The organism is Burkholderia sp. Ac-20392 (genome assembly GCF_017104585.1).
Classification (GTDB): Bacteria; Pseudomonadota; Gammaproteobacteria; order Burkholderiales; family Burkholderiaceae; genus Burkholderia; species Burkholderia lata.
In genome coordinates this window covers 1-22,176 of record NZ_JAAGPB010000007.1, presented here as the reverse complement: position 1 = coordinate 22,176, position 22,176 = coordinate 1, and the positions used below count along the sequence as shown (strand labels likewise).

General features: G+C 62.2%; 23 protein-coding genes. 13 read left to right on the top strand and 10 right to left on the bottom strand.

Annotated features, from left to right (window positions below; genetic code table 11):
* Nucleotides 1–7: 7 nt before the first annotated feature.
* Nucleotides 8–835 (bottom strand): cyclase family protein, encoded by an 828-nt coding sequence (locus tag G3N99_RS01885; RefSeq protein WP_206121492.1) that lies wholly within the window; start codon nt 833–835, stop codon nt 8–10.
* Between the two features lie 167 nt (nt 836–1,002).
* On the opposite strand from G3N99_RS01885, the gene G3N99_RS01880 reads away from it, so the two are divergent.
* From G3N99_RS01880 to G3N99_RS01870, 3 genes are all read left to right on the top strand, one after another.
* Complete coding sequence (locus G3N99_RS01880; RefSeq protein WP_174939260.1) at nt 1,003–1,704, top strand: TetR/AcrR family transcriptional regulator; 702 nt, start codon at nt 1,003–1,005, stop codon at nt 1,702–1,704.
* Between the two features lie 237 nt (nt 1,705–1,941).
* Nucleotides 1,942–2,481, top strand: a complete 540-nt coding sequence (locus tag G3N99_RS01875; protein ID WP_174982642.1) for a cytochrome b/b6 domain-containing protein — start codon at nt 1,942–1,944, stop codon at nt 2,479–2,481.
* Nucleotides 2,482–3,834: 1,353 nt separating this feature from the next.
* A complete protein-coding gene (locus G3N99_RS01870) occupies nt 3,835–5,001 on the top strand; it encodes a porin (RefSeq protein ID WP_174933498.1) in 1,167 nt (388 codons plus the stop codon).
* A 255-nt stretch (nt 5,002–5,256) separates the two neighbouring features.
* Here G3N99_RS01870 and G3N99_RS01865 read toward each other — a convergent pair whose 3' ends face one another.
* From G3N99_RS01865 to G3N99_RS01855, 3 genes are all read right to left on the bottom strand, one after another.
* Nucleotides 5,257–6,408 carry a porin gene (locus G3N99_RS01865; protein ID WP_206121491.1) on the bottom strand — a complete coding sequence of 384 codons (1,152 nt, stop codon included), beginning with the start codon at nt 6,406–6,408 and terminating at the stop codon, nt 5,257–5,259.
* 64 nt (nt 6,409–6,472) lie between these two features.
* Complete coding sequence (locus G3N99_RS01860; protein ID WP_206121490.1) at nt 6,473–7,261, bottom strand: ABC transporter substrate-binding protein; 789 nt, start codon at nt 7,259–7,261, stop codon at nt 6,473–6,475.
* Nucleotides 7,262–7,294: 33 nt separating this feature from the next.
* Nucleotides 7,295–8,452, bottom strand: a complete 1,158-nt coding sequence (locus G3N99_RS01855; protein ID WP_346778458.1) for a M20 aminoacylase family protein — start codon at nt 8,450–8,452, stop codon at nt 7,295–7,297.
* Nucleotides 8,453–8,556: 104 nt separating this feature from the next.
* Here G3N99_RS01855 and G3N99_RS01850 point away from each other — a divergent pair, with 104 nt between their 5' ends.
* Both G3N99_RS01850 and G3N99_RS01845 read left to right on the top strand, forming a co-directional pair.
* Entirely contained in the window at nt 8,557–9,459 is a 903-nt protein-coding gene (locus tag G3N99_RS01850; protein ID WP_206121488.1) for a LysR family transcriptional regulator, read from the top strand.
* 215 nt (nt 9,460–9,674) lie between these two features.
* Entirely contained in the window at nt 9,675–10,007 is a 333-nt protein-coding gene (locus tag G3N99_RS01845) for a cupin domain-containing protein (RefSeq protein WP_206121487.1), read from the top strand.
* Nucleotides 10,008–10,170: 163 nt separating this feature from the next.
* Here G3N99_RS01845 and G3N99_RS01840 read toward each other — a convergent pair whose 3' ends face one another.
* On the bottom strand, nt 10,171–10,470 hold the full coding sequence (locus G3N99_RS01840) for an H-NS histone family protein (protein ID WP_011350136.1): 300 nt from the start codon (nt 10,468–10,470) through the stop codon (nt 10,171–10,173).
* A 282-nt stretch (nt 10,471–10,752) separates the two neighbouring features.
* On the opposite strand from G3N99_RS01840, the gene G3N99_RS01835 reads away from it, so the two are divergent.
* The 3 genes from G3N99_RS01835 (at nt 10,753) to G3N99_RS01825 (ending at nt 12,278) form a co-directional block, all read left to right on the top strand.
* A complete protein-coding gene (locus G3N99_RS01835; protein WP_206121486.1) occupies nt 10,753–11,241 on the top strand; it encodes a RidA family protein in 489 nt (162 codons plus the stop codon).
* A gap of 93 nt (nt 11,242–11,334) precedes the next feature.
* Nucleotides 11,335–11,676 carry a hypothetical protein gene (locus G3N99_RS01830; protein ID WP_206121485.1) on the top strand — a complete coding sequence of 114 codons (342 nt, stop codon included), beginning with the start codon at nt 11,335–11,337 and terminating at the stop codon, nt 11,674–11,676.
* Nucleotides 11,677–12,026: 350 nt separating this feature from the next.
* Nucleotides 12,027–12,278 (top strand): hypothetical protein, encoded by a 252-nt coding sequence (locus G3N99_RS01825; RefSeq protein WP_174933486.1) that lies wholly within the window; start codon nt 12,027–12,029, stop codon nt 12,276–12,278.
* 63 nt (nt 12,279–12,341) lie between these two features.
* Here the strand turns inward: G3N99_RS01825 and G3N99_RS01820 are convergent, their stop codons facing one another.
* Nucleotides 12,342–13,454 carry a histidinol-phosphate transaminase gene (locus G3N99_RS01820; RefSeq protein WP_206121484.1) on the bottom strand — a complete coding sequence of 371 codons (1,113 nt, stop codon included), beginning with the start codon at nt 13,452–13,454 and terminating at the stop codon, nt 12,342–12,344.
* Nucleotides 13,455–13,864: 410 nt separating this feature from the next.
* Here G3N99_RS01820 and G3N99_RS01815 point away from each other — a divergent pair, with 410 nt between their 5' ends.
* Together G3N99_RS01815 and G3N99_RS01810 are read left to right on the top strand one after the other, a co-directional pair.
* A complete protein-coding gene (locus G3N99_RS01815; RefSeq protein WP_241011412.1) occupies nt 13,865–14,950 on the top strand; it encodes a helix-turn-helix transcriptional regulator in 1,086 nt (361 codons plus the stop codon).
* A gap of 256 nt (nt 14,951–15,206) precedes the next feature.
* Nucleotides 15,207–15,554 (top strand): hypothetical protein, encoded by a 348-nt coding sequence (locus tag G3N99_RS01810; protein WP_206121482.1) that lies wholly within the window; start codon nt 15,207–15,209, stop codon nt 15,552–15,554.
* 207 nt (nt 15,555–15,761) lie between these two features.
* Here the strand turns inward: G3N99_RS01810 and G3N99_RS01805 are convergent, their stop codons facing one another.
* A complete protein-coding gene (locus G3N99_RS01805) occupies nt 15,762–16,148 on the bottom strand; it encodes a hypothetical protein (protein WP_174933478.1) in 387 nt (128 codons plus the stop codon).
* Between the two features lie 229 nt (nt 16,149–16,377).
* Nucleotides 16,378–16,965, bottom strand: coding sequence for an ATP phosphoribosyltransferase regulatory subunit (locus G3N99_RS01800; RefSeq protein WP_346778455.1), 588 nt, complete (start codon nt 16,963–16,965; stop codon nt 16,378–16,380).
* Between the two features lie 1,065 nt (nt 16,966–18,030).
* Here G3N99_RS01800 and G3N99_RS01795 point away from each other — a divergent pair.
* Genes G3N99_RS01795 through G3N99_RS01785 form a run of 3 tightly spaced genes read left to right on the top strand, consistent with a single transcriptional unit; the run spans nt 18,031 to nt 20,943 of the window.
* Nucleotides 18,031–19,017: a TRAP transporter substrate-binding protein gene (locus G3N99_RS01795; RefSeq protein ID WP_011350123.1), complete on the top strand. Its 987-nt coding sequence runs from the start codon at nt 18,031–18,033 to the stop codon at nt 19,015–19,017.
* Nucleotides 19,014–19,586 carry a TRAP transporter small permease gene (locus G3N99_RS01790; RefSeq protein WP_174939286.1) on the top strand — a complete coding sequence of 191 codons (573 nt, stop codon included), beginning with the start codon at nt 19,014–19,016 and terminating at the stop codon, nt 19,584–19,586. Before G3N99_RS01795 ends, G3N99_RS01790 begins: the two co-directional genes overlap by 4 nt.
* 4 nt (nt 19,587–19,590) lie before the next feature.
* The gene (locus tag G3N99_RS01785; protein ID WP_206121480.1) at nt 19,591–20,943 is read left to right on the top strand and encodes a TRAP transporter large permease; all 1,353 of its coding nucleotides are present in this window, start codon (nt 19,591–19,593) and stop codon (nt 20,941–20,943) included.
* A gap of 98 nt (nt 20,944–21,041) precedes the next feature.
* Here G3N99_RS01785 and G3N99_RS01780 read toward each other — a convergent pair whose 3' ends face one another.
* Both G3N99_RS01780 and G3N99_RS01775 read right to left on the bottom strand, forming a co-directional pair.
* Entirely contained in the window at nt 21,042–21,284 is a 243-nt protein-coding gene (locus G3N99_RS01780) for a hypothetical protein (RefSeq protein WP_206121479.1), read from the bottom strand.
* A 32-nt stretch (nt 21,285–21,316) separates the two neighbouring features.
* Nucleotides 21,317–22,176: FAD-binding oxidoreductase (locus G3N99_RS01775; protein ID WP_206121478.1), on the bottom strand; the 860-nt coding region annotated here is incomplete at its 5' end.

Genomic DNA, 22,176 nt, shown 5'->3' with positions numbered 1-22,176 from the left:
TCCTCGCCTATACGGTTCGATGCGGGTCGCAAGCTGTTGCATTGAGGGCGTCGTCGAAAATCGCGACTGCGCGAGTCCAGCCAGCGGAGGCGCCCCGGATTTTGTGCGGGAAGCACGAGATGAAGAAGCCGTGAGGTGGCAGAACCTCGAGATTGTGGAGTTTTTCCAGGTGGCAATAACCGATCTTGCGGCCGGCCTTGTGCCCTTCCCAGATCAGCGACGCATCACGCGTTTCGGCATACTTTTTCGCGGTATGGGTGAAGGGCGCGTCCCAGCTCCACGCGTCGGTGCCAGTCAGGCGCACACCTCGTTCGAGCAGGTACATGGTCGCGTCGAAGCCCATGCCGCAACCCGAGGAAACATAGTCGGGTTGTCCATAGCGCTGGCCTGCACGCGTGTTGACGACGACGATTTCAAGCGGCTTGAGTTCGTGGCCGATGCGCGCAAGCTCGGCTTCGACGTCGGCAGCGGTCACGACGTAGCCATCGTCGAAGCCGGTGAAATCAAGCTTCACGCCGGGCTGGAAACACCAGTCGAGCGGGACTTCGTCGATCGTTGTCGAACGCTCCCGCTCGCCCTTCGAATCGTTCATCGTGCTGTGGAAGTGATAGGGCGCATCCAGATGAGTCCCGTTGTGTGTGCTCAACTGGATGTGTTCGATGGCCCAGCCTTCGCTGTCCGGCAGGTCGGTTTCCTGCAGTCCGGGAAAGAAGGCTGTCACGGCTTTGGCCGTATTCCGGTGCGTCAGATACTGAATCCTGGGGCCGTAACCCGGTGGATCGGAAATGACGTCGTTTTCCAGATAGATCGAAAGATCGACGAAGCGTCGTGTCATGTGCGGTTGCTCCTGGTTTGGGGGACTTACCACCGACGCCGCAGAGCGGCGTTCACGTTATGCAGACTGTACGATCGTACAGTCAGTATCGTGTTGGTGTAAACTGGCGCCGCGTAATGAACGGAAGGGCATGCGCGGCAATCGGGCCACAGGACAGCGGAGAAACCATGCAAGCGAAGGAAGTCACGGGAAAGGCGACCGGTGTACGGAGCGGGAAGGGCGCGCAACGGACGGTCGAGACGAGCAAGCGTGAACGGGTGCTCGACGTGGCAGAGCGATTGTTTGCCGAAGGCGGTTTCGATGGCGTTTCGATGCGGGATATTGCGGCGGCGGCCGAGGTCGGCTTACCGTTGATCGTGTATCACTTCGAGACCAAGATGGGTCTGTACCGCGCGCTGTTCGAGCGCCGCAAGACCGTGCTCGACACCCGGTTGGGTTTGCTTCGTGAACCCATGGCAGCAGGGGAGGACCCGCTCGAGCATATCGTGCGCGCCTTCGTGCTCCCGGTGATGCAAATCCAGAATACCGAGTCCGGACTCGCGTATGCCAAACTCGTTGCGCGCGAAGCGTCCGATCCGCGCGAGGCCGAGCGCGGCATCGTTGCTGCCTATTTCGATCCGTTTGCGGCGGAGTTCATCAGCGCAATCAGGAAGACGCTGCCGGGCCATAGCGCCAACTATGCTCACTGGGCCTACTTGTTCGCGGTGGGCGCGTTGGTGATGAGCGTGTTCGACAGCCGCATCGAGCGGATCTCGGGCGGCAAGGTCAAGGCCGGCGCCCTGAAGCGCAAGGCCGAGCATCTGGTGACCTTCATTACCGCCGGGATTCGCGCTGGCGCGACCGCTGATGAACGGACGTCGGCCGCTTGAGCGGCACAGTGTCGTCGGAGGTGGGTGGGGCGCCCGATGGCGTTGCTTTCGGTGCCATGCCGCCCATGACAACCCATACCTTTCAAGATGTATCAGTTGCCTTCCATGAAAAATAGTGGCGACTGATGCGTGCTGCGGGAATAAATGCTGGTCGGTTCCGGTATATCGGGGGCGTCACGTCGTTCGACACATCGAACGTACAGGTGCACACCACCCAACCGACACAGAGAGACCGCCATGTCACACCCCAACCATGTCGCCTATGCGCGCTTCGCGATTGCCATGCACTGGTCGATCGCAATCTTGATCCTGTTGAACCTGTCGATCGGAATCTACATGGATACGTTTCCGCACAACTCGTCGCAGTTCAACGGCATCCTGTTCTATCACGCATCGATCGGCAGCCTGATCTTCATGCTGACCGTGCCACGCCTCGTGTGGCGTGCGACGCATACGCCGCCGCCGCTGCCGACCAGCGTTCCGGCCTGGCAGGCGCGGATCGCGGGCGTACTGCACGGCGTGCTGTACCTGCTGCTGTTTCTCGTGCCGCTGACCGGCTACGTGCACCGCCTCGCCGGCGCCCATCCGGTCAGTTTCTTCGGAATCGCACAATTGCCCGTGCTCGTCGGCCGCGACGAACCATTGCGACTCCTGACTGATGCGTTGCATCGCGCGCTGGTGCTGACGCTAGGACTATTGCTGGCCATGCACATCGCGGCCGGACTGAAACACAAGTTCGTCGATCGGGACGGTGTCGCGGAGCGGATGGGGATCTGAGCGCGACGCGGTGGTTGACGTTCACTCGAAACCGACTTACCCCCTCAAACATCAGAAGCGCTGGTTGGGTGCGTCAATCTCTTCATTCCTTGCGGGTTCGCTTGTTGTTTTTCCAGGGGCAGCGCGCTATGCGGGCTGCCCGGTGATCCGCGATGCCCCGGAAATCGATTCGCCAGTCCGCCAAGGATCGTCGTTACCGATAACGCATACTGAGCTTCCGCCTGCCAGACTTCATCGATCGCTCAATGAAATGCGGCGAAGAAAAGCAGCCCGCGAATCGTTTGAGTCGTGTAGCGCTTTCCCCAAAAGCCAGGCAACAAAAAAGCAGTCGCAATCAGCCGAAACCGCGTCGCGGATCCGAATACCCGATCCTCCTCTCTAAATGCTGCCATTCAATGGCGTAGAAGAAGCGTAATCCGCGATGCCGACCAGAATGCTGGCTTCTCGCAGCGATTTCAGGCGCGACGCAAAGTCGGGGCGGAGATCGTCTGCAGTCACCGCATAGGCACTTCCATTCGACCCCCGATCCTTGCCTGATCGTGCATCAGCGTGGCGACGCGGATCCCCCTGACTCTTGCGGCTAGTTCCTATTAGGGAAATCCCGGTAAGTCGCAAGGTTATCAAACGCGATTAACTTATATCAAACAAATTTTGACGACGATTTATGTTCCTGATATGGTTTTTCGCACTTGCAAAGCACGACCCGGTTGCGTTGGCGCAAGGCGAAAAGTTGGCGTACTTCGCTAGCGGCTGAACCGGACGCTCGATCGGCCTGCAATGGCGGTCGGTATTTGCAGGCCGCTTGTTGTCGCAGGTCGAGCGTGGTCCGGCTTCGTCATCGCCGACCTCGCTCGTGGGTCTGGCGCGAGCGTGGAACGTGACGATGCAGTGCTTCTTTGAAATGCCATCGAAGAAACGTTCGGTTCCGCGCGGTGATCCGCTCGAGTGTTTCGGCTTCGCGGATTCGGCACATCTGTTCGTCCGGATCCTCGTGTGCCTGCGTGTGTGCAACACGCGTTCGGGAGTCATTGCGCAGGGGGCGAGTTCGTTTGCGCGACCGGCGGTGCCGTATAGCTGGAGCGGTAACGAAAGCAAGGCAGCGGCTTTCGTCCAGGTTGGGACGCCGCGATGGTTCTAATCGAGGGAATGCAGGATAGGTCGAGATGCGAGGTGCCTCCCTGCATGTAATTTTGAGGATGACGAAATGATCGAGTCAAATATGCCGATCTGGCGAATATGACATCGGCCGTTTCAGCTTGAGACGACGCGCAGGCCGTGCGCCGTCATCTGCATTCGAATACGACAAGACGCGTTTCAAACAATCCCGAAACCACTCCTGACAGTGAAATACAGATGAAAAACAAGAACATCAAGGTCAGCGTTATCGCTGTTGCCGCCTTCGCAGCATCGTCGGCAGCAATGGCACAGTCGTCGATCACCTTGTATGGCATGCTCGATGCAGGTATCGGCTACACGTCGAACATCAACGGCCACAGTCGGTACGGCCTCGATGGCGGTGCCGCAGGTTCGAACAAGTGGGGCCTCAGGGGGACGGAAGATCTCGGCGGCGGTCTCAAGGCCATCTTCAAGATCGAAAACGGTTTCAACATCGGCACAGGCGGCATCGGCGGCCAGGGGCCGATCGGCACCACGCGTTCGCTGTTCAACCGCCAGGCCTACGTGGGCCTCTCTTCCGATCAGTACGGTACCGTGCGTTTGGGGCGCCAGCTCGACGCCGTGACGGAAATGGTTCAGGTCCTGACGGGCGACGCCATTTCTGCGTCGACCTTCTCGACCCCGGGCGACGTCGACAACAACGACAACACGACGAACCAGAACAGCGCCGTGAAGTACATTTCGCCGCTCTACCACGGCTTCCAGGCTGAAGGCGCGTACTCGTTCGGCGGCGTTGCCGGTTCGACGGGTTCGGGTCAGTCGTGGTCGGTGGCCGCGAACTACGCTCAGGGTGGCCTGACGGTTGCCGGCGGCTACTTCCGTGCTGTCAACCAGGGTGCGAACGGGTGGACGAACGCCACGGCGCAACCGAGTTTCGGTGGCGCGCTGGGCTATCCGAGTTCGGGTTACAACGGCGGCAATGCGTTCAAGAGCGCGGGCATCGCGCAAGTCGCGACGCAATACCAGATTGGGCCGTACACGGCCGGCTTGCGCTACTCGAACGCTCAGTATCAGGGCAACGCCGGCCAGCCGTCGATCCACTTCAACGTGCTGGGTGCGCTCCTGCAGTACCAGGTCAATCCGGCGCTGTCGCTGGCGACCGGGTACACGTACGTCTACGGTTCCGCAGCCACGCCCAAGCTGGCTGCCGAGGGCCGCACGATGGCGTCGATCAACCAGGTGTCGCTGGGTGCGACGTACTCGCTGTCGAAGAGCACCGCGCTGTATGCGATGGGTGCGTACGTTCATGCCCAGGGCGCTCAGGCGTCGGCGGCTGACTTCGGCAACACCGCATCGGGCGGCAACCAGGTTCAAGTCAACATCGGCATGTACCACGGGTTCTGATCGCCGGGATGGAAGGCCGGAGTAGTGGGTGCATTACTCCGGCAAAGAAGACTTCTTCTGCTAGCAGAGCCGCACCTCAAGCAAGTGTCGTGGGTTGAAAATTCCTTCGATTGATCGGCTTTTCTGCCGGCGTTGACGACGTGCGGCTTGACCCCACGGTCGTTACGACAATGCCGCGGCGCTCGCCGGCGCCATGGGGCTCCTGGAGTGCTCGATAGATATTCACGAGCGCCCCAAGGTCCCTTTCTCCAACGCTCAGAACTTGTGTCGCAGACCGACCCGGCCGACGAATTGGCGTTGCGTGGACGCAATGTCGTCCGCGCCGCCTGCGTACGCCATATCCAGAGCGGTGCCGCTGTTTGCGCTGATGGTGCGCTGATAGCTCGCCATCGCATAAACGTCGGTACGCTTCGTGAACGCATAGTCGAGCATCGCGCCGAAGGTGTGATATTTCGGCCGATAGGTGCCCGCTGATGTGTCGAGCGTCGCCTCGGTGTAGTTGTACATCGCACCGAGCATGAGCGCGGTCGTGATCGCCCAGTTCGCGTTGACCTCGAAGTTGTCGAATTTCAGCGACGACGCGTGCTGCCCGGCTGGCGCGATCGCGCCGCTGATGTACGAGTACGCGGTCGGATCGTTCAGGCTCGTATGCGTGTACACGAAGCCCAGTGTCACGCGCTTGAGCTGATAGTTGACGCCCGCGCCGTAGACGCGGTGGCGCGAGGCCACGAAACCCGCATCGTCGGTGGTCACTGCGCCCAGCGCGGTGGCGCCCGGATTCGTCACGTTCAACCATGCCGCGCCGAGCGACAGCCCGTTGACCGAATAACTCACACCAAGACTCTGCGCGTTATTGGTCGATACCTGGCCCGGCGTGTTCGAAAACGCATAGGTCGCGCCAAACTGCAATCCGCCAATATTGCTGCTGTTGAACTGCACGGCGTTGTCGAGACGGAATGAGTTGTCCGTGTTGTCGTTGTCGTACGGATGCTGGAACAGGAAACCGCCCCAGTTGCCGTTCGCCGTGAGCGGGGCGAGATATTCGACAAGCGAGTCGTACTGGCGGCCGAACGTGAGCCTGCCGATATCGTCGTGCGCGATACCCGCCCACGCTTGCCGCCCGAACATGCGGCCGCCTTCCATGAGTCGCCCCGAACTGGCGTCGAAGCCGTTTTCGAGCTGGAAGACCGCCGACAGTTTGCCGCCCAGCGCTTCCGATCCCCGCAAGCCCCAGCGGCTACCTTGCGCCGCACCGCTCAGCATTTCCGTGACGCCATGACCGCGCACGTTGCTGGTGTAGTCGATGCCCTGATCGACCAATCCAAACAGCGTGACGGTGCTCTGCGCCCACGCAGGCGTGAGCGTCATGCCTGCAAGCATGCCCACGAGCAGGTGGGATTTTTTCATTGGATCTCCGGTATGTTGTTTTAGGGTGTTTCTCCGCGGAGGACGTCGGTCGTCCGCGGCGCAGTCATTTCGCGTCGGGAACGTCGCCGAGATACTGCTTTTCGAGTCGGTTGATCGTGCCGTCCCGCTTGAGGCGCGTGAGCGCCGCGTCGAGCGCCTGCAGCGTGCCGCCGTCGCCCTTGCGCACGCCAATCACGCTGCTTGCGCCCTGAATCGCGGGATCGTCGATACGCGGTCCTGCCAATTCGAAGCGCGCGCCTTGCGGCTTGCCAAGAAAACCGAGCTTCGCCGCCGATCCGAGCACGACCGTCGCGTCGAGTCTGCCGTTGACGAGATCGGCGTAAATGCTCTCCTGATCCGGGTACTCCTGGACGAGTACGTGATGCGGCGCCCAGTTGGCTTTCGCGAATGCGGCCTGCGTGGAGCCTTGCAGCACGCCCACGCGTTTGCCGGCCAGTGACGTCACGTCCGGCATGAGATGACTGCCGCGCGCCGCGACAAGGCGAATATCCGCGGGGTAGACAGGCTGCGTGAAATCCATCACCGCGCGACGGGCCGCGGTCGGTGCGAGCGAGGCGTTGATGGCGTCGAACTTGCGTGATTGCAGCCCCGCTATCAGGCCGTCGAAACTGATTTCGACCCACACGCACTTCACGTTGGCCGCCGCGCAGATTGCATTGCCGATATCGATGTCGAGACCGGCCAGTTTGCCGTCGGGCTGCTTGTATTCGTAGGGCGGATAGCTCGGATCGGTCCCGAAGCGCAAGGTGGCGGCCGAAGCGCTACCGCACATGAAGGCCGCGGCCGCGCAGATGATCGCGGTGCGCAGCGCAGGCGAATTGAGGTGTTCCATCGAATTGTCCTTGATCGTGTTGAAGTCGGGCGGTCAAGCCGCGAAGCGCGCGTGGGCGAGTTCAACGAAGAAGCGCACGCCGAGCGGCAGCACGTCGTCGTTGAAATCGAATTCGGGGTGATGGCAATAGACGCCGCCTTGTCCCAGCAGCGCATACGCACCGGGGCGGCGCAGCAGGAATTCGGAGAAGTCCTCGGAGCCGTTGAGCGGCGGGAAATCGCGCAGCACGTTTTCCGTGCCGAAAATGCCGGTGGCGACGCGCGCTGCCGCTTCGGCCTGTTCGCGATGATTCACGGTCGCGGGCGAGCTGTTGCGAAACTCGACGGCAATGTCGCATTCGCTGAGCGTCGCGATGCCCGCACAGATTGTGCCGATGCGCGACTTGGCGAGCGCGCGCACGGTTTCGTCGAAGGCACGCAATGTGCCCGTCAATTCAGCGTGCGACGGGATCACGTTGGGCGCGCTGCCCGCATGCACGCTGCCGATGCTCAGCACGGCCGTGGCGCTCGGTTCGATCGAACGGCTGACGACGGTCTGCAGCGCGCAGATCAGTTGCCCCGCGGCCATTACCGGATCGCGAGTCTTTTCGGGCGCCGATCCATGTCCGCCCACACCATCGATGCGAATCACGACTTCGTCGCACGAGGCCAGCATCGCGCCGTCAAGCACGCCGAAAGTGCCGGGCGCGAAATGAGGCGCATTGTGCAGCGCGTAGATTTCGTCATACCCAAAGCGTGTTTCCAGGCCGTCCGCGAGCATCGCATTCGCGCCGCCGCCGGTTTCCTCGGCGGGCTGGAAAACCAGCACGAGCGTGCCGGCAAAGTCACGATGGCGACTGAAATGACGGGCGGCGCCAAGCAGCATGGCGGTATGGCCATCGTGTCCGCAACCGTGAAACACGCCTTGCCGCAGCGAACGGTGGAGTGGGCGGCCTTCTTCCTCCATCGGCAGGGCGTCCATGTCGGCGCGCAAGGCGATCACGCGCCCGGGGCCGCGCTGACCGTGCACGACACCGACGACCCCCGTGCGGCCGATATCGGTATGGGTCTCGATGTCCCACGCGCGCAGTTTGGCGGCGACGAGTTCGCTCGTGCGATGCTCGGCGAACGCCACTTCCGGATGGGCATGGATGTCGCGCCGCAAGGCGACGAGTTCGTCGATGTCGAAATCGACCGTGTTCGGTGCCAATATTGCCTCCTTGTATACTTCCGGCCTTCGGTTGTGCCGGAGCTCGCATACTAGGGGCGGGGCGCTCGCCGCCAATTTCCAATTTCTCATGCTCATAGCGAATGCTTATGGAACGAGGCACGCTCAAGACAGCGCAATTGCAAACGCTCGTGGCCATCGCGGAGCACGGCACGCTCATGGCCGCCGCCGACGCGCTCAACGTCTCCCAGCCCGCGGTCACCAAGAGCATCAAGGAACTGGAAGCGCGCCTCGGCGTGCAATTGCTGGAGCGCAGCGGCGCAGGCGTGCGTCTCACGCGCTATGGCGAAATGCTGCTGCGTCGCGCGCGCGCCGTCGTGGCGGAAATCGCCAGCGCGGAACGTGAGCTGGAGGAGATGCGCACGGGCGCGGAGCGCACGCTGTCGATTGGCGTGTCGCTGCTGGCGTCGTCATTTGCGATGCCGCAGGCGTTGTGTGCTTTTCGTGCGCGCTTGCCCGACGTGCGGCTCAACGTGTACGAATGCCTGCCCACGCAGATCATCGACGGGCTGCGCGATGGGTCGTTCGATCTGTGTGTGGCCTTTATCGCCAGTAGCGACGTGACGGCTGAATATCGCGTGGTGCCACTCAGCGAAGCCGCGCAGGTGTTGGCGGTGCGTCAGGGCGATGCGTTGGCGGACGAGACGCGGCTCGACAATCTCGCGCGCGCACGCTGGCTCTATGGCCATACTCGCGAAAGTCTGCCCGCGTATTGGCGCGAACTGTGCGGCGAGCGTGCGTTGCCGTTGCCGTCGCATGTGAATGTATGCACGTCGCAACGGCTTTACGGGCTGCTTGCGCAGGAGCCTGGCACCGTCAGCGTATGGCCGGAATTTCTGCTGGAAGAACCGGTTCGCTCAGGCTTTTTGCAGCGGCTGGAGACGGATGCATGCCAGCCGCGTTTGACGCTCGGGCTCATGCATCGGCGCGATCTGGTGTTGACGGCGGCGCTCGAGTATTTCGTCGAGTGCATTCAGCGTACGCAAACCTGATTCATCTTTGCGCACGACACCCTTGATCAAGCCTATAAAAAACATGCATCGTCGATGCGATGGAAGCGCTTGAACGTGCAAGGGGTTTCAGGATTGCCGCGGCGCTTCCCGACGAAACGAGCCAGCCTCAATAGCAGCCGTTGGACTACAGTGAACATTCCCCGCCATCTCAACGCCTGATTCTTTCCCCCGAATGCCACCGACGAGGCCACCCCATGCACCTTCAAACCGGCAACCTGTTCACCACCGATAGCCAGCATGACGCCGATGAACAAATCGACCTCCTCGTCACCGGGCAGCGTCTGAACGTCGAGCGGATCGTATCGATGGGCCACACGAGCCCCGACGGCTTTTGGTATGACGACTCGCGCGCCGAATGGGTCGTGTTGTTGTCGGGCGCAGCCGTACTCGAATTCGAAGAAGGCCCGACGCGCCATGAAATGCATCCCGGCGACTACGTGCTGATCGAGCCGCATTGCCGCCATCGCGTTGCATGGACGCACGAAGAAACGCAATCCGTCTGGCTTGCGATTTATTACGAACGTTGAATCAGGAAATATTGGGCAGCATGCAATCCGGCGCGTAGCGTGCAACCACGCGCCGGATGACACAAATCTTCACCACACCGGAGCAGCTTTTAAATACCGCCGGTATCGATGCCCATATAGCAGGACGGCGCGCGGAGCCGCGCGCCGGTACGTGTCGAGAATCTTATTCCTGGATCAGGAATCGATTGCGATTCTTCGCGTCCTTGATCCATGCGGGCGCGCGACCGCGGCCTGACCAGGTTGCCCCGGTCTTCGGGTCGCGATACTTTGCCTGCACGGGGGCGGCCGCTTGCTTGGCCGGTCGACCACGGCGCGTACCGAAAATGTCTTTCTCGGTAATGCCGAATTCCGCAACTTTGGTGCGGATGTCGTCGACGATCGCCTGGAATTCCGCGGCACGGGCAGCTTCGGCTTTCTCGGCCAAAGCTTCCATTTGGGCTTTCAGTTCCTTGTAAGTTGCCATGTATCACTCTTCAGGTTGAGTACACACATGATAGCGGTTTCAGCGGCAAATTTTTAGGAAATTCTCTTCGACTACGAGATTTGTCATCGATAAAGCGATGCAGGACTGCTTCGAACACCTGAGAAGTGTGTCATGTTTGAGAAAACGTAGAGGATTACCCGGAACCTTTTAACGGCGGCGGCACGATCACTTTGATCGTTCGCAGCGGGTTTTCTTCCCGGAGACAAGCAACCGAGACTTAATTATTCTTTACATTTTTCTGAAGTATCGGGGGATTCACTAATGAACAGAGATGATGAGCTGACTCGGATCGCGGCCGCATTCGGCTTCAATCCGGACGACGAAATCAGGATCGGCGGAAAGTACACGCCCGTTCTGGTCGACGGCAACACGGCCTATATTGCCGGCCAGATTCCGCGTATCGGCGACGTGGTGCATTTCGTGGGCGTAGTCGGGGAATCCATTTCGCTCGACGACGGTCGCCGGGCTGCCGGCGTAGCGGCGCTGCGTGCGTTGTCGCTGATCAGGAAGCATTGCGGCACGCTCGACGTGATAGCGACGGTGCCGCGTATCACCGTGTATGTGCGCAGCGCACCCGGCTTCACGATGCAAAGTGAAGTTGCCGACGGCGCATCCGACATTCTGTATGCGGTGCTGGGCGACGCAGGTGTTCATACGCGCACGTCGGTCGGCGTGCTGCAATTGCCGAAAGGCGCTTCGGTGGAAGTCGATTTTATTTTCGGGCTGAAGCACGGCGATGCCCGTATCTGACTCCGGCGGCCCCTGTCTCGCAAGTGTGTAGTTCCGCGAAGCATTCCGATATCCGACGCATGGCGCGCCTGCCAGTGACAGCAGGCGCCAGCAATGCGGAAAGAAAAAAGAGAAGCTACCTCAAAGGACTTCGATAGGTTGCTCGCCGATGACGATCTCGCGAAGCTTCGGGCGGTGTTCGATGCCTGCAATATGAAGGGGCGCGGCGGGTTGGGTAAGTGGGCTGCGCTGTCGTTCGAACAGTATCCGGGCAATCCCGCACACTGGTTCATCGAGGAGAGCGCGGGCGCAGCCGACGCATACGGCAACACGGCGCTGCACGTTCGCATCTGCAGTCGTCGTGCATACGAACGGTGCACTTCGCCCGTGCACGGTTCACATCCTCGCCGCCTGCCTGCCCGGCAGCAGCGCGCCGACGGCATGCCGTTCAAGTAGTCGGCGCGATTGCGCGTTGTCGACAACCGCATGCCTGCCGCGCGACGCCCGACGATCAGAAAATTCCGTAAAAACTGCCTCGCCAATATCGCTCCGCATCCCCACTTTGGGAGATGTCATCGCCCGACAGTAAGCCTACGATTGACCACAGGGCATCGGGGCCGGAAGTCATCAGAACAATCGGACAGGCTCCCCATTCCGTATCGAAATCAGCGAATGCCCACGCGGTTTACTGACACAGCTTCTGCGTACGATGGCGACAAACGTGTGCGGTGAATGCTTTCCATCGCAACACGATGGCGCGTTGATGACGGAAGGCCTGCTGTCGTATTTCGGGGATTTCAATCAATATGCTGGCACGAGACTATGCGGAACGAGAGCTCTCTCACATTCAGAGAATGGTCGCTCTCCTGGACAGCGAGACGAACGCTGACGATGTGTCGATGTCGGGTGCGGCGCGTGTGCGGCATCCGAGCTACTGGCGAGGGCGAATCGAGGAGCTGCTGTCGGCGCCCGATGTGCCGCGCCACGTCAGAATGCTCAGCGAAGCGGTGCTCGCGAAGATCAACGCGATGGAAATGCGGTTCGCGACGATGAAGTAAGTGCATCGTCGGATCCGGCGCGGGCATGCGCTCCATCGCGTCGTCGACCGGATGGCCGGTCGCTTATTCGAGCGCCATCACGTCAAGCAGGGCCGCACGAAACGCGGCCATCTCCGCGCCGGTGCCGATGGACACGCGAAGATACGGCGGCGGGCCCGACTCGCGAATCAGGACACCGTGGCGCAGGAGGCCGCTCCAGATCCGGTGCCGATCCGCAAACTTGCCGAACATCACGAAGTTGGCATCGGAATCGGCCACCGTGAGGCCCAGGTCACGCAGCCAGTCGACGGTCGAATCGCGCTCGGCCTTGATCGCCTCCACTTGCGACAGCATCTCGTCACGCGCGACCAGCGCCGCGCAGGCCGCCGCCTGGGTAAAGGCGGACAGGTGGTAGGGCAATCGAACTAGCTTCAATGCTTCGACGATCGCAGGCGCACACGCGCAATACCCGACGCGGCCGCCGGCGAACTTGAACGCCTTGCTCAGCGTGCGGGTGACGATGAGACGCGGATACGCGGGCAGCAGCGTCGCCGCGCTGGGGACGCCGTGACGCCGGAACTCCGCATAGGCTTCGTCGACGACGACCACGCCCGGTGCGACGTCGAGTATCGCGCGGATATCGTCGGCCGGCAGCGCGGTGCCGGTCGGGTTGTTCGGTGACGTCAGCAGCACCACGCTCGGCTGGTGCTTGCGAATGCTGTCGAGTGCCTGATCCCGATCCAGCGCGAAATCCTCGGTGCGCGGCAACGTATGCAGGCGCGTAAAAGTCGTGCGGCAGTATTCGTCATACATGGGATACGCGGGCGTGAAGGCCAGCGCCGAGCGCCCCGGGCCGCCGAATGCCTGCAGGATCTGCTGGATCACTTCATTCGAGCCGTTCGCTGCCCACACGCTCGATACGTCGACCGTCACGCCGGTGTCGTGCGTCAGATACGCCGCCAGATGCGAGCGCAGCTCGGCAAAGTCGCGATCGGGATAGCGGTTCGCCGCGCGCGCGGCGTCGGCCACCGCGGTCGCGATGCGCTCGACGAGCGCGGGCGACGGCGGATAGGGGTTCTCGTTGACGTTCAGGCAGACCGGCACATCGAGCTGCGGCGCCCCGTACGCGTGCTGCGACTTGAGGTCCTCGCGGAGCGGTAAATCCGACAAGGCGACTGCTTTCCAGGGCTGTTGCATTGAAAACACTCCATACGGGTTCGATTGATCGGCGCAGCCGGTTTTTAAGGCGGCAAAAAACAAAAAAGGCGCCGGAGGCGCCTTGGTTGTCGTCTGGATCGGGCATTCACCCGATGCAATTGCTAGATGCGAAACGAGCCACGGCGCAACAGGGGGCGTCCGTGGTGATGGTGCAGCGAGATCGTGGTGTTTCGAATCGTCATGCGCCGCATCATGGCATACCGTGATCCGGATGAAAAGCCGGCAGCACCGCGTGTGACGGAATAGCGGCTATTACGTCTGACGATAGACGGTAACAAACGTGGTATTTCGATCAAACACGAACGAGTGATTTAAACGTTGGCGCCGATTGACTAAGATGCGCAGAAGACGTTCGACAAAAACGCACGGCGCGGGGTGGCCAGATGCAAATGAACGGGTTGATTCCATCGGCATGGATCGATGACGTCTACGCTGCGGCACTGGGCGATCAAAGATGGGAAACGGTGCTGGACGGGCTGCGATCGTGGGTCGGCGTGCGCATGGTCACGCTGCTGTCTTTCGACGACGCGGCGCGGGTGCCGGCGATCGAGCAGGCGGCGGGTGACGACGCGTCATGGGTCGCCGCGTGTTACCACACCTACAACACCGAGTTCTATCTGTACGACCCGGTCGTGCCGGTCGCCGCCAACTGGCCGGCGGGCCGCTGGTTCGAGGACGTCAAGCACCTGTCCGCGCACCAGCGCGCGCACAGCGCGTTCTACCAGGAATTCCTTCACCCTTACGGGCTCGGCAGCATCTCGGGCCTGTACATCCATCGCAGCGAGGGCTCCGGCGCATTCCTCAGCGTCCAGGGCGGCCCCGAATCGCAAGGCCTTTCCGACGATCAGCGCCACGCGATCGAAAACATGGGCATGCACATCAGCCGCGCGCTGCAGATCCAGGCACGGATCGGCGAGCTCGAGGCGCGCGTGGCCGCCGCCGAATCGGCGCTCGATGCGATTCCGGTGCCGGTCTTCCTGCTCGGCGCGCAGCGTGAGCTGCGCTACACGAATCGCGCGGCCGATCAACTCATCGCCGCGGAACCGGCGCTGCGGGTCGTGAACGGGCGATTCGCGCCGGAAGGCTGTGTCGACGATGTGCAATGGCGGCACGCGTACGCGCGCGGCGGGCTGTTGTTGCGGCGCGCCACGGGCGAACCGTTGCCGCTGGCGCTGATGCCGGTGCCCGAGCAGTCGCGCCTGAGGCGCGAGCGGCCGGGCGTCGCGACACTGATGACGGCCGCCGACCTGCGTTCGCCGTCGGCCCGCGCGCAGCGGCTGCGGGTGTTCTACGGGCTGTCGTCGGCCGAGGCCGATCTCGCGGTGCTGCTGTGCTGCGACGGGCTGTCGCCGCAGGAATGTGCGGCGTTGCGCGGCGTGTCGATCGGCACGATCCGCACGCAGATCAAATCGATTTATGCGAAGACGGCCGTGGCGCGGGCGGCGCAACTGACGTCGCTGGTTATGCAGACGTGAGGGGGCGGGGTGGGGGGGCGTAGGGCGCCAGAGTATCGGCAACGGTGTGTGCAGAAAGTCGGCGATTTACGTTCAGTTGCTCCACCGGCGTCGGGGCGGTGCGTCGGAGTTCGTGCGATTGGTCTACTGCGGCGCTAACGTAGTGGCATTGCGTTGCACCCGACTGACTGCTGCCGACCCGGAGCGGTCAGTCAGTTTTCTCCGAACCGGTCATTCGTGTTAGCGTGATCGCCTCCCCACCGTTCCGGTTTCGGCCATGGCTTATCGACTGCACATCGAACGTGATCCGCCGATCTCTCTGGATGAGTGGCTGGACGTGATTCAAGGGCAAGCCTCTTTGAAAGAGGACGAGAGTGCCGTCACGTCTGTGAACCCAGTCACTGGCGAAAGAATTTCGATTCCGGGAAGACCTGGCAATGTCTCTGTCCTCGTTGGCAGCAAATGGATCAAGACGTTTAGCTGGTATAGGGACCATGCCAGTTTCAATGCGCCTCCGAATACGTCCTCAGCCGATCCGACGATGGCGGTTGCTTTTCATCTGGCGGCCGCGCTATCTGCCGTCGTCCGGGGCGACGAAGGCGAAGTCTACTCTTGTGCCAGCTGAGCGGGGCAACGGCACCTCATCACAGCGCAAGCATTGAATCACTGTCGAGCGACTCTTACTGGCCGAACGCGGTCGGCCGCCGCCCCGCAACGCGCGACCGGCGCAGATCGACCCGCAGCGGACAATTCCACCGCCCAACTTCGGTCACTCCGACATCAAGAAACTTTGCTGCATCCGGAGAGGCAAGCCATTTGACGGTTGATCTGCCTAAAGACTCAACTCGAGTGCTTCATCATTTTTGGCCGCCAGGAAAAGGAAGTCACGGACTGCTTCCAACTGCGAGATAAGGGTCGCTCGACGCGTCTCCAGAACATAGACCTCCCCTTGTGGGGTCCATCTGTAGACGAAGCTAATAGTCTCGTCTTCCCGCTCCTCAAGTTCGCAAATTTGATGTGCCAGTTCACATGCGATTTGGCTAAGTATCGCGGGCTCAGCCACTTCCTCTTCGAACTGATCGAACATTGTCCCGAGTAAGGTGTTTGCCCGTTGCCAGAATTTTGAAACGAACAACCATTCCGAAGCGATCCCATCCAGGACAAAAACAGGCTCATCAATACACCCAGCGATAAAGAAGCGGGAACTCCTAGCGTTCATAGAGACGTTCGAATGGACTATCGACGTCCAATTGTCGGCGATCTGGGCTGCAGCGTCGAGCGACTGCTCCTGGCCGGACCCGGTCCGACACTTCCGGCTCAGTTCGACCCGTAAGGGACAATCGAAATCGCGGAAAGCGGACGTTCCTGCCTTCGCTTTACTACGTGTAGCGGGCGATATAGAGCTTGCGACTGTCCCGAGCAGCAAGCCCCATCGGCATTGGAGTTCGCTACACAAGCCCCTGAGCGGTCATCGCTAATAGTAGTCTTTCAGCGCCGATGCCGAAGCCGGCTCCCTCCTGATATGCACCGCCACCAACCACTTGCTGTTGCGCTCCTAGTTCAGTACAGCGCATTTCGAAGCCCCGACCGTTCAGATAATAACTGAGGCCCCTGCGGGCCGAATCGTCGATTTCATAGCGAAGGCCGAGCGAATCGAAAAAGCCGACCGCTACCTCCTGGCTGCGTCTAACTGCGACTTCTGGGCTGGGACATAGATATTCAAATCCTAGTTGGGAGAATTCACGATAGCGACCGGCTTGAGGTCGTTCATAGCGGTAGCACCGAGCGATATAAAACAACATCCGCTCCCTTTGTCGCCCCAGCAACTCGCTGCATCGCTCCTGGAACAGTGCCGTTGCCTCAGGAATCAGGCAGCAAGCGCGTCCCTTCTTATCGGGAAAGGCCCACATCTGGCCGATGATCTCGCTGCCCCCGGCTTTTTGAATGAATGTATCTTGCGACCACAACGCAGGGACAATCGCCTCCTCTGCTCCAACGTTAGTGAAGATAGCTCCGGAATCGGGTTTCCAGTGCACGAATTTGCGCGGCTTCCTTGCCAACGATGAAGCGTGTTCCGCGGATCATGGTCATGAGAGTCCTCCTTGGGGTAAAAAATAAAAAAGGCGCCGTTGGCGCCTTGGTCGTTTGTACAGGAAGGGAGAGCTGCAATCCCGGATGTCCTGCTATGGACGTAACGAACCACGGCGCGTCGAGTGGCGACCGTGATGATGACGAGATTGGTTCGAGACGATGTGGCGTTCCATGTCAGATATATTGGCACAGTAATTTTGATCTGTGAACCGACCCACATGTCACGGGGGCCGTGACGCGATCTGAACGACCAAAACGAGTCACACGGCTAAAGATCATCGACGGTCTATCCTCTGTCGCCGACTGACCACTTGTGGCCGGCCGCCGCCGTCGGAGTTGCGAACCAAGTCGGTTACGTCGATTTGGTCGAAAGTCTGAAAAGCATGTTGCCAGCCGCGCGTCCTACGCAACCATGCGACCTATGTGGTACGACTCCGGACGGCGACATCACGAAGTGTTGTCGACAATGCGTAGGGCAGTCGCAGTAACTTAGGCGTATAGAGTCACAAAACCGTGGCGCCAGTCGCACGTACTCTGGCGCCCTGCGGCGGGGCAGGCTTGCCGCCTGCCGTTGCCCGGATTCCCTGTTGTTCCTTCCTTGTCATGCCTCACGCGATGGTGCGTGGTGGTGCGTGCGTACGGCATCGCGCCAGCACACTGACATTGAAGTCAGTCATCCTATGACAAATGCAAGCGAAGCGAAAGATTGCATTCCGATGCCGTCGGACGCGACTGGCTGTCCATCCCGCTTGAACACGAACCCCTTCCCAGAAAACGTTTCGCGCAAATTCGTCTAAACAGAGAAAACGATTCCCTGAAATATACCCCAAACCCGTCATGACACCGGCTCTACGGGTATGCACCAAGTGAGTTAAACGATTAACCGACGTACATTCGCGTCAACACGTCATACGACGTATGACTCAGCGGTCAGCGGGCACGGCGCCGAAGAATGCGCATGCGGGCGGATCGCCGCGCAACAACGAGCACAACTATCAAGGAGACTGACGATGAAGCACCGATTCAACCGCTCCCGTATTGCCCTGGCCGTCGCGCTGATGGCCGGCTTCGCGATGTCCGCCCAGGCGCGCGTGTTCCGCTCGGCGGACGTGCATGGCGACAACTTCCCGACCAACATGGCCGTGAAGTTCATGGGCGACGAGCTGTCGAAGCAGACGGGCGGCAAGGATTCGATCAAGGTGTTCGGCAACAGCGCGCTCGGCTCGGAGAAGGACACGGTCGACCAGGTGCGGATCGGCGCGATCGACATGGCGCGCGTGAACGGCGCGTCGTTCAACGAGATCGTGCCGGAATCGCTGATCCCGTCGTTCCCGTTCCTGTTCCGCGACGTCGATCATTTCCGCAAGGCGATGTACGGCCCGGCCGGCCAGAAGATCCTCGACGCGTTCACCGCGAAGGGGATGATCGCGCTGACGTTCTACGAGAGCGGCGCGCGCTCGATCTACGCGAAGCGCCCGGTGCGCTCGCCGGCCGACATGAAGGGGCTGAAGGTGCGCGTGCAACCGTCGGACCTGATGGTCGACGAGATCAAGGCGATGGGCGGCACGCCGACGCCGATGCCGTTCGCCGAGGTGTACACGGGCCTGAAGACGGGCCTCGTCGACGCGGCTGAAAACAACATGCCGTCGTACGAGGAAACCAAGCACTACGAAGTGGCGCCCGATTACTCGGAGACGCAGCACGCGATGACGCCGGAAGTGCTGGTGTTCTCGAAGAAGGTCTGGGACACGCTGTCGCCGCAGGAGCAGGCGGCGATCAAGAAGGCGGCGGCCGATTCGGTGCCGTACTACCAGAAGCTGTGGACCGCGCGTGAAGCATCCGCGCAGCAGACGGTGACGAAGGGCGGCGCGAAGGTCCTGCCGGCCGCGCAGATCGACCGCGCGGCGTTCGTGAAGGCGATGCAGCCGCTGTGGACGAAGTACGAGAAGACGCCGCAGATGAAGCAGATCGTCGACGAGATCGAGGCCACCAAGTGACGCGTCGCACTTCCCTGAACGGCGCGACGGCCTCGGGCGGGGCGGCCGCCGCCCCGGACGGCGCGACGCCGGCGCGGCCGCATGCCGCGCCGCTGTTGCGCTGCGTGAACGACGTGCTGTTCCGCGTGCTGGCGGTGATCGCGTCGGCGTGCCTCGCGGTGCTGACGGTGCTGGTGTTCTACGCGGTCGTGATGCGCTACGTGTTCGAGAACGCGCCGGATTTCGTGGAGCCGATCGCGCTGCTGCTCGTGATCGTGATCGCGATGTTCGGTGCGGCGATGAAGGTGCGCGACGGCGGCCATATCGGCCTCGATTCGCTCGTGCGCCGGCTGCCGCCGAAATCGCGCACGGTGGTGATCGCGATCCAGCACCTGAGCCTGATCGCGTTCGCGATCATGATCATGGTCGGCTGCGGCAGCATGGCCGCCGAGACGATGGGCGACCGCATTCCGATCATCGGGCTGCCCGAAGGCGTGCGCTACCTGATCGCGATGCCCGCGGCGATCGCCATCATCCTCTTCTCGCTCGAGCACCTGCTCGCGCTTCGTCGTTCTTCGCCGGGACAATAACGCCATGGAACTCGCGATCCTGTCCGTCAGTTTTCTGATTTTCCTCGTGCTGGGCGTGCCCGTGTCGTTCGCGCTCGGGATAGCCTGCGTGCTGACCTATATGGTCGAAGGCTTGCCGATCGCGACCGCGATGCAGGCCATGATCTCGGGGATGAATGCGTTCTCGTTCCTCGCGGTGCCGTTCTTCATCTTCTCCGGCGAACTGATGCTGCATGGCGGCATCGCGGACCGGATCCTGCGCTTCGCGCAGGCGACCGTCGGCCACTTCCGCGGCGGCCTCGGGATGGCGAACGTCGTCGCCTGTACGCTGTTCGGCGGCGTGTCGGGCTCGCCGACCGCCGATACGTCGGCGATGGGCGGCGTGGTGATTCCGCTGATGAAGCGCGAAGGCTACAGCGCCGCGTACGCGGTCAACGTGACGACGCATGCGTCGCTCGCCGGCGCGCTGATGCCGACGTCGACCAACATGATCATCTACGCGTTCGCCGCGCAGGGCATCACCGGGATGCTGCACGGCCAGCCGGTGAGCGGCGTGTCGATCGGCGACCTGCTGTTCTCGGGGCTGCTGCCGGTGTTGTGGGTGATGGGCTTCGTGCTCGCCGCCGCGTACTGGCAGGCCGTGCGTCACCGCTATCCGCGCCGTGAAGACGGTTCGTCCGCGCTGCCCGCGTTCCCCGGCTGGTATGCGGTGCTGCGCAGCTTCGTCGGCGCGGTGCCGGGCCTGATGGTGATCGCGATCATCCTCGTGTGCGTCGCGAAGGGGATTGCCACCGCGACCGAAGCGGCCGCGATCGCCGTCGTGTACTCGCTCGTGCTGACCGCCTTCGTCTACCGGACGCTGACAGCCGCGAAGCTGCGCCGCGCGCTGTCGCATGCGGCGCGCACGACGGGCGTCGTGCTGCTGCTGATCGCGGTGTCCAACATGCTGCGCTTCCAGATGTCGTACCTGGAGATCCCGGATGCGATCGAAGGGCTGCTGAAGCAGTCGACCGCCGCGCCGTGGCTGATGCTGCTGTACATCAACATCATCCAGGTGTTCCTCGGCACGTTCGTCGACATGGCCGCGCACATCCTGATCACGACGCCGCTGTTCCTGCCGATCGCGATGGCGTGCGGCGTCGGGCCAGTGCAGTTCGGGATCATGCTGCTGCTGAACTGCTCGCTCGGCCTCGTGCATCCGCCGATCGGGTCGGTGCAGTTCGTCGGCTGCGCGATCGGCAACGTGTCGATCGGCGAGACTACGAAGATGGCGTGGCCGTACTACCTCGCGATCTTCAGTGCGATCAACATCGTCACGTACCTGCCGTTCTTCTCGACCTGGCTGCCGAGCCTGATCAGCGGGCACGCGGTGTTCTGATTCTCCGATCGCGTGCTGCGCCCGACGCGGCGCCGGACGACCGAGGTTGTCCGGCGCCGCGGTCGTTTCCGTGGAGGCCTCTCAACGCACCGGAGCGCTCAATCCTGCCGCGCCTCCGGCTCGCCGTTGCCGCCAGCCGACCGGTCGTCACGCCAATCCGCCAACTCGCGCCACAGCGCCGGGCGCGCGTGATCGCGCGGCGGCAGCTTGATCACGTACGCCACCCCTCGCACGTTGACCACGACCCCCGAGTCGGGCAGCGTGGCCGGGATGCCGGAGTACGGCGGGTCGGCATCCGGTTCGGAAACCGTACCGGGGCCGGGCGAGTGTCGAAGGATCATGCGAATTCTCCGTGGCGCCGCGCAACGGCGCATCAATAGCGGACACGCCCGATCAGACCCAGCGGGTCGACGGCGTGCTGGATAGCGGCGGCAACCTGCCGTTGTGCGGCCGGCACGTGCTTGCGGTAGTACGCGACGTTGACCGGCCCGACGCCGTGCTCGGCGCTGAAGCAGCCACCGGCCCGCACGACGCGGTCGTACAGCGCGCCGCGCAGCGCCACCTGCTGCAGCGGCCCGTAGCGTTCCGCACTGGCGTGCGGGATCGACACGACGAGATGGCAGCCGCCGTCGCCGAAATGGCCGAACGTGTGACAGCGCAGTAACGGATGCGCGGCCGCGATCCACTGCTCGGCATCGGCGACGAACGCGGCCAGCGCGCCGCGCGGAAACGACACGTCGAACGACAGCGGAATGCCGTCCTGCGCAACGGCGGCCGGCAGTGCGTCGCGGATCCGCCAGAACCGTTCGGCCGGCGCGCAGGCGGCGTCGAGCACTACGCGCTCGCTCGCCAGCGCGTCGAGCGTCGCGATCGTGCGTTCCTCGAGCAGCGCGTCGAGCCCCGGCATGCCGGTCGCGATCTCGACGAGCGCATAGCACGCGGCAGTATCGGCTTCGAACGGAATGCGCGCCGCCGGAAACGCGGCCGCGACGCAGCCGACGGCCGCGGCCGACATGAATTCGAACGCCGACAGCATCTCGCCGAACGCGCGCTCGAACGCGAGCAGGCCGGCGAGCGCCGCGTCGTACGACGCAAACGCGACGAACGCCGCGCACGACGACCGTTCGAGCGGCGCGAGCGCGAACGACACGGCCGTCACGAGCCCGTTGGCGCCGTTCGCGCCGATGAAGCATTGCGTGACGTCGAAGCCCGCGTTGCGCTTGCGCAGCGGCG